Origin of the sequence: Colwellia sp. BRX10-9, assembly GCF_014077405.1 — a bacterium.
Lineage (GTDB): Bacteria > Pseudomonadota > Gammaproteobacteria > Enterobacterales > Alteromonadaceae > Colwellia_A.
Genome location: NZ_JACGVV010000004.1, coordinates 138,325 through 151,858 on the forward strand (window position 1 = coordinate 138,325; position 13,534 = coordinate 151,858).

Annotated in this window: 12 protein-coding genes; all 12 read left to right on the forward strand. The window is 39.1% G+C overall.

Annotated features, from left to right (window positions below; genetic code table 11):
• Positions 1 to 48 precede the first annotated feature (48 nt).
• The 12 genes from flhA (at position 49) to H4J69_RS04100 (ending at position 13,463) form a co-directional block, all read left to right on the forward strand.
• The gene (gene flhA / locus H4J69_RS04045) at positions 49 to 2,151 is read left to right on the forward strand and encodes a flagellar biosynthesis protein FlhA (protein ID WP_182213523.1); all 2,103 of its coding nucleotides are present in this window, start codon (positions 49 to 51) and stop codon (positions 2,149 to 2,151) included.
• Between the two features lie 87 nt (positions 2,152 to 2,238).
• Complete coding sequence (gene flhF / locus H4J69_RS04050; protein ID WP_182244604.1) at positions 2,239 to 3,813, forward strand: flagellar biosynthesis protein FlhF; 1,575 nt, start codon at positions 2,239 to 2,241, stop codon at positions 3,811 to 3,813.
• Positions 3,814 to 3,926: 113 nt separating this feature from the next.
• Entirely contained in the window at positions 3,927 to 4,769 is an 843-nt protein-coding gene (locus tag H4J69_RS04055) for a MinD/ParA family protein (RefSeq protein WP_182213525.1), read from the forward strand.
• 74 nt (positions 4,770 to 4,843) lie between these two features.
• A complete protein-coding gene (locus tag H4J69_RS04060; RefSeq protein ID WP_070374618.1) occupies positions 4,844 to 5,563 on the forward strand; it encodes an RNA polymerase sigma factor FliA in 720 nt (239 codons plus the stop codon).
• 51 nt (positions 5,564 to 5,614) lie between these two features.
• Entirely contained in the window at positions 5,615 to 5,998 is a 384-nt protein-coding gene (gene cheY, locus H4J69_RS04065) for a chemotaxis response regulator CheY (RefSeq protein WP_182176128.1), read from the forward strand.
• Positions 5,999 to 6,046: 48 nt separating this feature from the next.
• Entirely contained in the window at positions 6,047 to 6,790 is a 744-nt protein-coding gene (locus H4J69_RS04070; RefSeq protein WP_182213526.1) for a protein phosphatase CheZ, read from the forward strand.
• A gap of 13 nt (positions 6,791 to 6,803) precedes the next feature.
• Positions 6,804 to 8,909: a chemotaxis protein CheA gene (locus H4J69_RS04075; RefSeq protein WP_182244591.1), complete on the forward strand. Its 2,106-nt coding sequence runs from the start codon at positions 6,804 to 6,806 to the stop codon at positions 8,907 to 8,909.
• A 66-nt stretch (positions 8,910 to 8,975) separates the two neighbouring features.
• Positions 8,976 to 10,148, forward strand: a complete 1,173-nt coding sequence (locus H4J69_RS04080; RefSeq protein ID WP_182213529.1) for a chemotaxis response regulator protein-glutamate methylesterase — start codon at positions 8,976 to 8,978, stop codon at positions 10,146 to 10,148.
• Positions 10,141 to 10,887 (forward strand): flagellar motor protein, encoded by a 747-nt coding sequence (locus H4J69_RS04085; RefSeq protein WP_182213531.1) that lies wholly within the window; start codon positions 10,141 to 10,143, stop codon positions 10,885 to 10,887. The genes H4J69_RS04080 and H4J69_RS04085 overlap by 8 nt, the downstream gene beginning before the upstream one ends.
• Positions 10,884 to 11,861, forward strand: coding sequence for a flagellar motor protein MotB (locus H4J69_RS04090; RefSeq protein WP_182213533.1), 978 nt, complete (start codon positions 10,884 to 10,886; stop codon positions 11,859 to 11,861). Before H4J69_RS04085 ends, H4J69_RS04090 begins: the two co-directional genes overlap by 4 nt.
• A gap of 26 nt (positions 11,862 to 11,887) precedes the next feature.
• Complete coding sequence (locus H4J69_RS04095; RefSeq protein ID WP_182176122.1) at positions 11,888 to 12,661, forward strand: ParA family protein; 774 nt, start codon at positions 11,888 to 11,890, stop codon at positions 12,659 to 12,661.
• A 7-nt stretch (positions 12,662 to 12,668) separates the two neighbouring features.
• Positions 12,669 to 13,463, forward strand: coding sequence for a chemotaxis protein CheW (locus tag H4J69_RS04100; RefSeq protein WP_220465978.1), 795 nt, complete (start codon positions 12,669 to 12,671; stop codon positions 13,461 to 13,463).
• Positions 13,464 to 13,534: the final 71 nt, after the last annotated feature.

The window sequence follows — 13,534 nt, forward strand, 5'->3', positions numbered from 1 at the left end:
CTTATTGCTATTTCATGGTATGCGTCAAAAAAATATCATAAGAGTAATATGCAGTTAATTACTTCATTTAAAGAGTTCAAAAAAAGTAAAATAAACCTATTTTCTGGTTTAGGTACGCCAATATTAATTATGGCGGCGCTTGGAATGGTTATTTTACCTATGCCGGCATTTTTACTCGATATACTTTTTTCTTTTAATATTGCCTTATCTTTGGTGGTATTACTGATCACCGTTTATACCTTAAAGCCTCTTGAATTTGGCTCTTTTCCTGCCGTACTGTTAATTGCCACTATTTTACGTTTAGCACTAAATGTCGCGAGTACACGAGTGGTGCTACTTGAAGGCCATGAAGGGCCTGATGCTGCGGGTAAAGTTATTGAAGCCTTTGGCTCTGTGGTTATTGGTGGTAACTATGCGGTTGGTTTAGTGGTTTTTGTTATATTAATCATTATTAACTTTGTGGTTGTTACTAAAGGTGCTGGGCGTATTGCTGAAGTAACCGCGCGTTTTACCCTCGATGCTATGCCTGGTAAGCAAATGGCAATTGATGCTGATTTGAATGCCGGCTTTATTACCGCTGACCAAGCAAGAGAAAGACGTATCGAAGTCACCAGTGAAGCTGATTTTTATGGCTCAATGGATGGTGCCAGTAAGTTTGTTAAAGGTGATGCGGTTGCCGGCATATTAATTTTATTGATTAATATTATCGGTGGACTCGTTATCGGTATGGTACAACACGATTTAAGCTTTGACAGAGCGGTTGAAATATACACCTTATTAACGATTGGAGACGGCCTAGTAGCGCAAATTCCAGGTCTACTTTTATCGGTAGGTACGGCGATTGTTGTTACGCGACAAAATACCTCTCAGGACATGGGCGAGCAAGTCAGCAGCCAATTAGGCCAAGAACGTTCTTTGTATATTGCTGCCGCCGTTATGTTTGTCATGGGTGTTATTCCGGGCATGCCACACTTTGCATTTTTATTCTTTGCTTTTATGATCGCTGGAACCGCCTTTTTAAGTGGAAAGTACAAAATTGCCAAAGAAAAACAATTAGCGGATAAATCAGATGCTGAACAGGTTGAAACCCAGCAACAAGAAGCAGAAGTAAAAGACTTAGGTTGGGACGATGTTAACCATGTTGACATTATCGGCTTAGAAATTGGTTATCGCCTAATACCTCTAGTAGATAAATCTCAAGGTGGGGAACTCCTTAACCGTATTAAAGGTGTTCGTAAAAAACTATCCCAAGAGTTTGGCTTTCTAGTGCCGGCGGTACATATTCGCGATAATCTTGATTTAGACCCTAATGTTTATCAAATATCATTAATGGGCGTGACTATCGGTGAAGCTGAAATTAGACACGATCATGAATTAGCGATAAATCCAGGGCAAGTGTTTGGCAAACTTGACGGCGTGGCAACAATCGATCCTGCTTTTGGACTAGAAGCAGTATGGATAAAACCAGCACAACGCGAACATGCTCAGTCTTTAGGCTATACCGTGGTTGACGCATCGACTGTCCTTGCCACTCATTTAAGTCAAATACTAACAAATAACGCGGCACAGTTACTTGGTCATGAAGAAGTACAAAACCTTCTTGATATGCTAGGCAAAAATTATCCTAAATTAATTGAAGGGTTCATCCCTGATGTTTTATCACTGGGTACTTTGGTTAAAGTACTACAAAACCTAATGAATGAAGGTGTTGCTGTTCGTGATATGCGCAGTATTATTCAAACGTTAGTTGAATATGGTCCTAAGTCCCAAGACCCTGAAATTTTAACGGCAGCTGTTCGTATTACCTTGCGTAAATTCATTGTTCAAGAGTTAGTGGGACCCGTGACTGAGGTACCTGTCATAACTTTGGCGCCAGAGTTGGAACAGATGTTGCACCAGTCTATGCAAATGGCTGGCGACGATGGTGCTGGCATTGAACCAGGTTTAGCAGAACGGTTACAAAAATCATTAGCTGATGGTGCTCAACAACAAGAAATGGCGGGTGATACGCCAATATTGTTAACCTCAGGGATTTTAAGAGCGGTACTGGCTAAATTTGTTAAATATACTATTCCAGGCTTGCGGGTGATTTCATACCAAGAAATTCCTGATGATAAGCAGATAAAAATAGTAAGCGCCATAGGTCAATAATTACGATATCAGTAATGAGCAGCAGAAAATATTTGCGGTTAAATGAATAAGTCATTAACAGCGATTGCAGTTGATAAGGGGTTAGTTTTGAAAATTAAACGTTTTGTAGCAAAAGATATGAGAAGTGCGCTGACACAAATCAAAGACGAGCTAGGTGCTGACGCTGTGATTATGTCAAATAAACGCGTACCTGAGGGCGTTGAACTAATGGCTGCGGTTGACAACAACGTAGAAATTAAAGCAACACAACCCGTAATGCAAAATTCTCCTGAAATCAACTCAACAGCGCAAGCAACAAACAGTTTTGACCGTTCGATTGACAATGATGTGGTCAATATTAGACAAAATAATCCTTTGACCAGTCCTAGTGTTTCGCACAACTCGGCAGCAGAAGATACTCGCTTACCTTCAGACAGTTTAGCGGCTTTATTAAGCCGTCAAGTTCAGCAAGCACCTGCAAATATTGGTCAAGGTATTAATCAAGCTCAGCATGATAAAATCGTCCAGGCAGCCGCTAAGCTAAATAACCCTAGTAACTCAGCGCAAGTTTCAACGCCAACACCGTCAAGCAATATTGAGCAGCAATTTAAAAGCTTCACCGACCGTTTAGAGCAAAATAGCCAAGAACAAGGTGATGAACAATCAAGCGACTCATATCAACAGCCGGTGATGAACCAAGCACAGTCTTTAGTAAGCGATGGCTTACCGCCACAAAATGTAAATAACGCCGACTTAGAGAAAATGAAACACGAAATGTCTTCTATTCGTGAATTACTAGAACATCAAATTTCGGGGTTAATGTGGCAGGATATGGCGCAAAAAGATCCCGCTCGTGCGATGTTGGTTAATCGACTAATGTCTTTGGGTATGAGCGAACAAGTTTCAGATCAAATTGCAGGTTATATTCCAGCACAAAAAAATGACCAAGATACTTGGTTATTAGCGAAGAAATTTATCAGCCAACAAATTAATACCACTAATAATGACATTATTCATCGTGGTGGCGTGGTTTCATTAGTGGGACCTACCGGCGTAGGTAAAACAACTACCGTAGCTAAACTCGCGGCGCGGTTTGCTCAGATTCATGGCGCAGACCAAGTGGTGATGATCTCAACAGATAACTACCGTATTGCTGGATTTGAACAATTAGCCACTTACGGCCGAATTATTGGTTGTGATGTAAAGCTTGCTGGTGATGCAAAAACCTTAGATACATTGTTGCAACAGTTCTCCAAAAAGAAACTGATACTTATTGATACTGCAGGTATGGGGCAACGTGATATGCGTTTAGCTAAACACCTAACTACTTTAGTTTCTAATGCAAGGGTCAGAATTCGCAACTATTTAGTGTTAGCTGCTAATACTCAACAACGAGTTATGCAAGAAAATGTTGATCGCTTTAAAAAAGTACCTTTAGCTGGCTGTATTTATACTAAACTTGATGAAAGCCTTAGCATAGGAGAAATAATTTCCACTTCGATTCAAAACGGTTTAGCGATAGGCTACTTAACGGATGGACAAAGAGTTCCTGAAGATATTAAAGTTGCAAATGCTGAAAAACTCGTTACGCTAGCAGATAAAATGAGCGCGAAAAATCAAATTAATAATCCAATAAATTGGCGAACAGCACCGATGAGTGCTAATACAGCTGTATTTCCATAACTTGTTCTAAATATGTGAATTTTGAAGCTATAAAAATATGCAGATTAAATGATTATAGGGTTATACTAAATTAAATTGATAGCTATTCGTAAGAAAGTAGAGAAATACGATAAATGAATGATCAAGCAAGTGGCTTAAGAAAAATGCAAAATTCAGCTCCGGTAAAAGTCATTGCTGTCTCTGGCGGTAAAGGCGGAGTAGGTAAAACTAACGTTTCGCTTAATACCGCTATTGCACTTGGACAATTAGGACAACGAGTTTTAGTTTTAGATGCCGATTTAGGCTTGGCTAATGTCGATGTTATGCTAGGTTTGCGGGTAAAACGTAACTTATCACATGTGCTTTCTGGCGAGTGTGAATTAGACGATATAATTATTGAAGGTCCCGCTGGTATTAATATCATTCCTGCTACGTCAGGTTCACAATCTATGGTCGATTTAACGCCTGCTGAACATGCGGGTTTAATTCGCGCTTTTAGTGATATGAACACAAAATTTGATGTACTTATTGTTGACACTGCCGCCGGTATTTCCGACATGGTACTAAGCTTTTGCCGTGCCTCACAAGATGTGATGTTAGTGGTCTGTGATGAACCTACATCTATTACTGATTGCTACGCCTTAATGAAATTATTAAGTCGAGATCATGGTGTATTTAAATTTAAAGTTGTTGCCAACATGGTGAGAACGCCAAGAGAAGGACAACAACTCTTTGGTAAGCTTTCTAAAGTTACCGATCGATTTTTAGATGTTGCACTTGAACTCGTTGCTGTCATTCCATTTGACGAAAATATAAGAAATTCCGTTAGAAAACAAAAAGCAATTGTTGAAGCTTATCCACAATCGCCTGCAGCGGTTGCTTTTAAATCTTTAGCAGGTAATTTAATTAAATGGCCGGTGCCTAAACAAGCGTCAGGTCATTTAGAGTTTTTTATTGAACAATTGTTAGAACATTAATAACAATAGTAATCAGATATGAGTACTTTGTTGAAAGTTCTATATCTTTCCTATAATTTAGCGAGTGAGCGATAGTGGTAAAACCAAATGCTTACAGTATTCAAACTGATAAATCTGCTATAATTTCGCAGCATACAGTTTTAGTGAAAAGAATCGCTTATCACCTATTAGCAAGGTTGCCTGCGAGCGTGCAGGTTGATGACCTTATTCAGTCAGGCATGATAGGCCTGCTTGAAGCGTCTAATAATTTTGATCACGGCAAAGGTGCAAGTTTTGAAACCTTTGCTGGTATTCGTATCCGTGGTGCTATGCTTGATGAAATACGCCGTGGTGACTGGACTCCCCGCTCTGTTCATAAAAATAGCCGCATGGTCAGTGAAGCGATAAAATTGCTTGAAGCAAGTTTAGGTCGTGATGTAACTGATATTGAAGTTGCTGAAAAACTTGATATTTCGTTAAATGACTACCATCATATTCTAAGTGAGGTAAGTACCGGTAAAATAATTGGTATTGAAGACTTAAGTACGGGGGCAGATGCTATATCGAATATGGAAGATGTGAATAATAACGATCCCTATGATAATTTTGAAAAAATAGTTTTTAAAAAATCGTTAACAGCATGCATTTCCACTTTACCCGAACGCGAAGCTCTAGTACTGTCACTATATTACGACGAAGAATTAAATCTTCGAGAGATTGGTCAAGTGCTTGATGTAAGTGAGTCGCGTGTTAGCCAAATTCACAGTCAAGCAATGCATAGGTTAAAAGGACGTATGCAATCTTGGCAAAGTTGAGTAGAATATACATATATTCACAATTTTAAAATGTTCTCACCGGAGGGTGCCTTGGATAAAAATATGAAAGTTCTTGTTGTTGATGATTTTTCAACGATGAGACGTATCGTCAAAAACTTGTTACGAGATTTAGGTTTCACTAACATTTCAGAAGCAGATGACGGTAGCACTGCTTTACCGATGTTAAAAGAAGGCTCTTTTGACTTTGTTGTAACTGATTGGAATATGCCAGGTATGCAAGGTATTGATTTGCTCAAAGCCATCCGTGCCGATGCGAAGTTATCACATATCCCAGTATTGCTGATCACTGCTGAAGCAAAGAAAGAACAAATTGTGATGGCGGCTCAAGCGGGTGTTAATGGCTATATTGTAAAACCATTTACCGCAGCGACGTTAAACGCCAAGTTAGATAAAATATTTCAACGCTTAGGTTAATTCCTTAATTAGATAGATAATTAATTAATCTAAACGTGAGGTTTTTGCATGAGTGCGAATACAAATGTGCATGTTTCTTTGGAAGAAGCAAAGCTACTGGTCGAATATTTAGAAAGTGGTCAACAAGACAAGGCAGATGAATTAATTGCTGAAATTCAAAATCCAATTAATTCTGAATTGTTTGCTGAAATAGGCAAGCTGACTCGCCAACTACATGACTCATTAAATAATTTTCAATTAGATTCCAGGTTAAATGATTTAGCGACAGCAGATATCCCCGATGCTCAAGAACGTCTAAACTACGTTATAACGCGAACGGAAGAAGCCGCTAATAAAACCATGGATGCTGTTGAATCTATTTTTCCCGTTGTGGATACGATACAAAAGCAAATAAAGGCTGTTAATCCGTTATGGCAAAAATTAATGCATAACAAATTGGAATTAACCGAATTTAAAAGTTTATGTGTTGATATAGATTTATTATTAAAAACGACAGATAGAGAATCAGTGCGTATGCATGATTTAATGACTGATGTTTTGATGGCGCAAGATTTTCAAGATTTAACCGGACAAGTTATTCGTAAAGTTATTGATCTAGTTCGTGAAGTAGAGGATAGCTTGATTGGTATGCTAACCGCTTTTGGTATTACGACAGATAGTAATGCAGAGCGAAGTAAACCTAAAGTAGGTGATAACTTAGTTGAAGGCCCGATCGTTAATGCAGCACAACGTGATGATGTTGTCGCTGACCAAGATGATGTTGATGACCTTTTATCAAGTTTAGGATTTTAATAGGAGTTGCTGGATGTCATTTGAGCAAGATGAAGAGATTCTTCAGGATTTTTTAATAGAAGCTGGAGAAATACTTGAAACGCTTTCGGAACAACTCGTAGAACTTGAAAACGACCCCGATAATGCCGAATTATTAAATGCTATTTTTAGAGGTTTTCACACCGTTAAAGGTGGGGCCGGATTTTTAGCATTACATAATTTAGTTGACGTATGTCATGGCGCGGAAAATATTTTCGATCTGTTACGTACCAACCAACGTAGTGTTAGTGCAAGCCTAATGGACGTTATTTTACAAGCGCTTGATGTTGTAAATGAAATGTTTGTACAAGTTCAAAACGGCGAGAAACTTGATAAAGCTGATGCTCAATTACTTGCAGAATTGCATCGTTTAAGCCAACCAGAAGGCAAAGAGCAAGCGCCTGCGCCAGTCGTTGTTGAAGCAGTAGCTACTCATGAAAGCGAAAGTTCTTCTAGCGATGAAATGTCAGAAGATGAATTTGAACGACTTCTCGACGAACTCCATGGTGGTGGCTCAGCTTCTACGCCAGCCCCAGCACCTGAAGCAACAGCAACGTCTTCAGACAGCAATGATATTTCAGATGACGAATTTGAATCCTTACTCGATGAACTTCACGGTCAAGGTGCTTTTTCGCCTGAAGTTGCTGCTAATAATTCAAGTAAACCATCTTCATCGAATAACAGTTCATCAGATGAAATAAGTGACGATGACTTTGAAGCTTTATTAGACGAATTACATGGTCAAGGTCAAGCGCCGAAATTATCTGTTACTCCAGCACCTAGCGCACCAACACCAGCACCAACACCTGTTGCTCAAACACCAGCCGCGAAGCCAGCACCTGTAGCTCCTGCAGCTAAACCTGTCGCTAAAGCGCCAGTACCAGAAAAAGCACCCGCTAAAGCAATGCAGGGTGAAACAACTGTTAGGGTTGACACTAAACGTCTTGACCAAATTATGAATATGGTTGGTGAGCTTGTTTTAGTGAGAAATCGCTTAACAAGTTTGGGCTTAACCAAAGAGGATGAAGATTTAACGAAAGCTGTTTCTAACCTTGATGCGGTAACGACTGATTTGCAAGGTGCGGTAATGAAAACCCGTATGCAGCCAATCAAGAAAGTCTTTGGACGATTTCCTCGAGTTGTTCGAGATTTAGCGCGCAGTTTAGACAAAGAAATTAAATTAGTGCTCAAAGGTGAAGAAACCGATCTAGATAAAAACCTTGTTGAGGCACTCGCTGATCCATTAGTGCATTTAGTGAGAAACTCTGTAGATCACGGTATAGAAATGCCTGATAAGCGCGAAGCATTGGGGAAACCAAGAGAAGGTGTCGTGGTGCTTTCTGCTTCTCAAGAGGGTGACCATATATTATTAACCATCAAAGATGATGGTGCAGGCATGAATGCAGAAAAGCTCAAAGAAATTGCGATTACTCGTGGTGTTCTTGACGCTGACTCTGCTGCTAGAATGACAGATAAAGAAGCCTTTAGTTTAATTTTTGCTCCAGGGTTCTCTACCAAGACTGAAATTTCAGAAGTTTCAGGCCGTGGTGTTGGCATGGATGTAGTCAAGACTAAGATCACCCAGTTAAACGGTACGGTAAGTATAGATTCTGAAATGGGCGTAGGTACAATCTTAGAGATTAAAGTACCGTTAACGTTAGCTATTTTACCGACATTAATGGTTATTGTTGGTAAGCAAACATTTGCTTTACCACTTGCTGGCGTGAATGAAATATTTCATCTTGATTTAACCACCACCAACGTTGTTGATGGACAATTAACCATTATTGTTCGTAAAAAGGCGATTCCACTCTTCTACTTAGATAAGTGGTTAGTACGTGATTTTGTTGAGAAGCCAAGAGAAAAAGGTCATGTGGTCATTGTTCAATTGGGCAATCAGCAAATTGGCTTTGTGGTCGACAGTCTAATTGGTCAAGAAGAGGTGGTGATAAAGCCACTCGACCGTCTATTACACGGCACACCAGGTATGGCCGGCGCAACAATTACCAGCGATGGTGGTATAGCGTTAATTATCGATGTGCCTAATATGCTGAAGTTTTACGCAAAAAAATCTGTTGTTAATAAAAAATTACGCTCTTAACGTATAATAAAGCCCTATTAAATTTTATTAGGGCTTTTTCATTCATAATAACAAATGAGATAATAAATGCCCTATAAGGTGTTGGTTGTTGATGACTCGAGTTTCTTTAGACGTCGAGTTACCGATATTTTAAATAAAGATCCGAACCTTACTGTTATTGATGTTGCTGTAAATGGTAAAGATGCTGTTGAAAAGGCTGTGTCATTAAAGCCTGATGTGATCACCATGGATATAGAAATGCCATTGCTTAATGGTATTGAAGCTGTGAAACAAATAATGGCGAAAGCGCCAACATCAATCTTAATGTTTTCATCGCTCACTCATCAAGGTGCTAATGCGACCCTCGAAGCCTTAGAAGCCGGAGCACTTGATTTTCTCCCGAAAAAATTTAGTGAAATAGCCAAAACAACTGATGATGCAGGTAGTTTGCTGCGTCAAAGAGTGGTTCAATTAGCGAAGACTAACGGTTTATTGAAAAGAAAATTGGCAGTAAAAGCTCACGCGTCACGAATTAGCCTATCTTCAACGGCCACTAATCCAGTGAGTAAACCCGTAAATAAATTCGACATTCAATCGAGAACTCCGCTGCGAACAACTAAAACTGAACCGAGTCAAAGTGAAAGTATTCGCAGTCAGGTTGTTAAAAGAAGCTCAGGTAAAAGTTACCAACTACTTGCTATAGGTACATCAACGGGTGGACCAATTGCCTTACAAAAAATATTAACGCAATTGCCGCAAAATTTTCCGTTACCCATTATTTTAATACAGCATATGCCGGCTGCTTTTACTTTTGCTTTTGCCAATCGTTTAAATACCTTGTGCAATATTAATGTTAAGGAAGCAGCAGATGGGGATATTTTAAAACCTGGTTGTGCTTACCTAGCGCCTGGTGGCAGGCAAATGATTATTGACGGTACGCCAAAATTAGCCAAGTTAAAAATTATAGAAGATAAGTCTGAAAAAATTGCTTTTAAACCAAGTGTTGATGTGAGTTTTGGCTCAGCAGCTAAGGTATTTGGTGGCTCAGTATTGGGTGTTGTATTGACCGGTATGGGCTCTGATGGCCGAGAAGGTGCTCGCATGTTAAAAGGTAAAGGGGCGACAATATGGGCACAAGACGAAGCTTCTTGTGTGGTTTATGGTATGCCGCAAGCCGTTACCGTTGCAGGTATTTCTGTTTTATCTTTAGCATTAGAAGATATCAGCCAAAGTATTATCAAGGAAGTGGACCATGGATAAGTTAACCATTGCCGGGCTTTTTGTCGCAATTACGGCCATATATTTAGGTTTTATTCTCGATGGAGGCTCCCTCGCTGCGTTATTTGAGTTACCTGCCTTTATCATTGTCTTTGGCGGTACTTTAGGGGCTGTAATGTTACAGTCATCTTCAGCGCAATTTTTTCATGCGTTGTCTTTATTAAAGTGGATATTTTATCCACCCAAGTATGATATTGACCAAGGCATTGATTCGATAGTTTCTTGGTCTGAAAAAGCACGAGAATCTGGATATTTATCACTGGAAAATATTGCCGAAGAAGAACAAGATTTTTATACCAATAAAGCGCTTAACTTATTAGTTGATGGTATAGAAGTAGACAACTTGCGTATCTCATTAGAATTAGATTTAGATCTTTATCGCGAGCATAATTTGCGCTCTGCTCATGTTTTTGAGTCTATGGGCGGTTACAGTCCTACCATAGGTATTTTAGGAGCGGTACTTGGCCTCATTCATGCGATGAGTAATCTTACCGATCCCACTTTACTTGGACAAGGCATTGCAACGGCTTTTATTGCGACTATTTACGGCGTTGGTTTTGCCAATTTAATTTATCTGCCCGTTGCTAATAAAATAAAGGCTATTATTCACCAGCAAACCATGTACCGAGAAATGATTGCTGAAGGCCTTATTTCTATTGCATTAGCAGAAAATCCACATGCCATTGAAAATAAGTTGTCGGCCTTTCGGTTAGAGCAATGAACCACTTAAGGAAACGTCGACATTCAGTCGAAAATGATAATGTCGACAGATGGTTAGTTTCATACGCCGATTATATGACCTTGCTCTTTGCGTTATTTGTTGTTTTATATGCAATGGCAATGGTTGATGAAGAGCCCTATGAAACCGCGACAGAATCAATAGGTAAAGTTTTTCAAGCCAATAATAAACTACCTAAAAATCGGGGGCATGGTGACGATATCCTCGATGTTAACAGCTCAAAAACTAATAAGCGCTTGTATGGTAATGGCATTTTAGATGTCGCTGGCCCTGAACTTTTTGACGGAGAGAAAACACTTTCTAATGTTTCTGACAGTCAGGTAGGCACAAATCTAACGTCACTAGAAAAAGAATTACATACCGCCTTGTATGAATTAATCGAATCAGGTTATGCGCAACTGCAGATTGATGGCGATTGGTTAGAAATAGAATTAAACAGTGGTATGCTTTTCCCCAGCGGCTCATCATCAGCAACCAACAATGCAACAACAATACTTGCGGTTATTTATGATGTAATTGGTTCATCCAGCAATTTTATTCGCATAAGAGGCTATACTGATAACCAACCGATTAATACTGAGATATTTTCTTCAAATTGGGAATTATCAGTTTTTAGAGCAACGGCTATTTTACGAGTGCTTGAAGACTTATCCCTTGATCCTGCTCGTATGGCTATTGAGGGTTATGGGCAATATTATCCACGAGAAGACAATAAAACAGCACAAGGCCGCGCGCAAAACCGTCGTGTTGTTATCGCTATATCAAAATATGGTTTAGAAAAGTCAAATTTACTTGCGACCCCTACCATCAGCATTAAAGACGTCGAAGCCATAAAGCAGATAGATAATGGTGATGATGAGGATAATGAAATACGTATCATAAGACTTGATAATGGTGGCATTAGAATTACAACACGAGAAGATGATAACCCCTCTTCTGAGCAGAACAATAATTAGCACAACGAAATAAGTAGGTTAGCAACTTGGTAGTATGGACAGTAGCAAATCAAAAAGGTGGCGTTGGTAAAACCACAACAACAATCTCCTTAGGTGGCTTATTAGCTGAGCAGGGCTATAAAGTGTTGTTGGTAGATACTGATCCCCATGCTTCTTTGAGTTATTATTTTGGTATCGAATCTGAAGATCTTGAGTTAAGTGTTTACGATTTATTTGTTCAAGTTTCAACGAAAGAACAAATAATGCAAAGTTTATGTCCAACGAAATACGACAATATAGATATACTCCCGGCAACTATGGGCTTAGCTACTTTAGACCGTTCACTCGGTAATAAAGGTGGTATGGGCTTAGTGTTGAAAAAAGCGATGATAAAAATAGCCGATGAATATGATTATGTCTTAATTGATTGTCCACCGATTTTAGGTGTGCTGATGGTGAATGCTTTGGCGGCATCGCAACGTATTATTGTGCCAGTGCAGACTGAGTTCTTAGCCTTGAAAGGCTTAGACCGCATGATGAAAACAATGGATATTATGCAAGTTGAGCAAGATAAGCCGTTTAAATATACCATAGTGCCGACTATGTTTGATAAACGTACTAAAGCATCATTACTGACCTATAGAAAGTTACAAGAGCTATACGATGATAGTGTTTGGGCCGGTGTTATACCGGTAGATACTAATTTTAGAAATGCCAGTTATGCAATGCAGGTACCTTCAGATTACGCACCGTTAACACGTGGTGTTAGTGCATATAAAAAACTACTAAGCAGTTTATTAGAACTGCAAAAATTAGGTTAATTGTCCAATGGCAAAGTCACTCGCTGCAAGTAAGAAATTAATGCAGAATTATTTATCAGAATTGTTGACTGAAGATCAGCAAGAATCGGACCTGCCAATTATTTCTGTAAAAGCAAAATATCAGCAACCGTTAGAAAAACTTTTACAAAAAGTTGATATTACTGAACGTATTGCCGACCCAATAGATGAACCTGTTTATACTGTAAAAAGCTCAGTAAAAAATGAACGACCTAAAATAGTTGAAGAAAAAATTCAGGACAAAGTCGAAGAAAAAACGCAATTGACTCTTGATGAACCGCTTAAGACAAGAAAAAGTGATCAGCCATTAATTGTTCATCAGAGTAAAAATTATCGAAAGGGTAGTTTTCAAGCGATGTTCTTTAATGTTGCGGGTTTAACGATTGCAGTGCCGTTGATTGAATTGGGTGGCATACATAACGAAGACAAGACAACGAGTCTAATGGGTAAGCCTAAATGGTTTACTGGTGTTATGTTACATCGAGATGAAAAAATTAATGTAGTGAATACCGCTTTATGGGTAATGCCAGAAAAATGTGACGAAGCGTTAATAAATTCGCTAAACTATCAATATATTGTCATGCTAGGTAATAGTCATTGGGGATTATCGGCTGAAACATTAGTCGATACAGTGACGTTAGAGCAAGAAGATGTAAAATGGTTAGACCTACCGAACAAACGACCTTGGTTAGCCGGTTTAGTCAAAGAACGTATGTGTGCACTGCTTGATGTCGAGTCTTTGATTAAGTTACTTGACGCAGGCGCAAATATTAACCAAGATTAATGGCTAGATCTCCAGATAGTATTATACTATGTACACTAGACGAATAATCAAACAGATTGATTTTCAATAAG

Excerpts from the sequence above, each read along its gene's own strand:
- H4J69_RS04070 (WP_182213526.1), top strand. The coding sequence starts at position 6,047 with ATGAGTGCGAATACAAATGTGCATGTTTCTTTGGAAGAAGCAAAGCTA.
- flhA (WP_182213523.1), top strand. The coding sequence starts at position 49 with ATGCAGTTAATTACTTCATTTAAAGAGTTCAAAAAAAGTAAAATAAAC.
- H4J69_RS04085 (WP_182213531.1), top strand. The coding sequence starts at position 10,141 with ATGGATAAGTTAACCATTGCCGGGCTTTTTGTCGCAATTACGGCCATA.
- H4J69_RS04080 (WP_182213529.1), top strand. The coding sequence starts at position 8,976 with ATGCCCTATAAGGTGTTGGTTGTTGATGACTCGAGTTTCTTTAGACGT.
- H4J69_RS04055 (WP_182213525.1), top strand. The coding sequence starts at position 3,927 with ATGAATGATCAAGCAAGTGGCTTAAGAAAAATGCAAAATTCAGCTCCG.
- H4J69_RS04090 (WP_182213533.1), top strand. The coding sequence starts at position 10,884 with ATGAACCACTTAAGGAAACGTCGACATTCAGTCGAAAATGATAATGTC.
- H4J69_RS04100 (WP_220465978.1), top strand. The coding sequence starts at position 12,669 with ATGGCAAAGTCACTCGCTGCAAGTAAGAAATTAATGCAGAATTATTTA.
- H4J69_RS04075 (WP_182244591.1), top strand. The coding sequence starts at position 6,804 with ATGTCATTTGAGCAAGATGAAGAGATTCTTCAGGATTTTTTAATAGAA.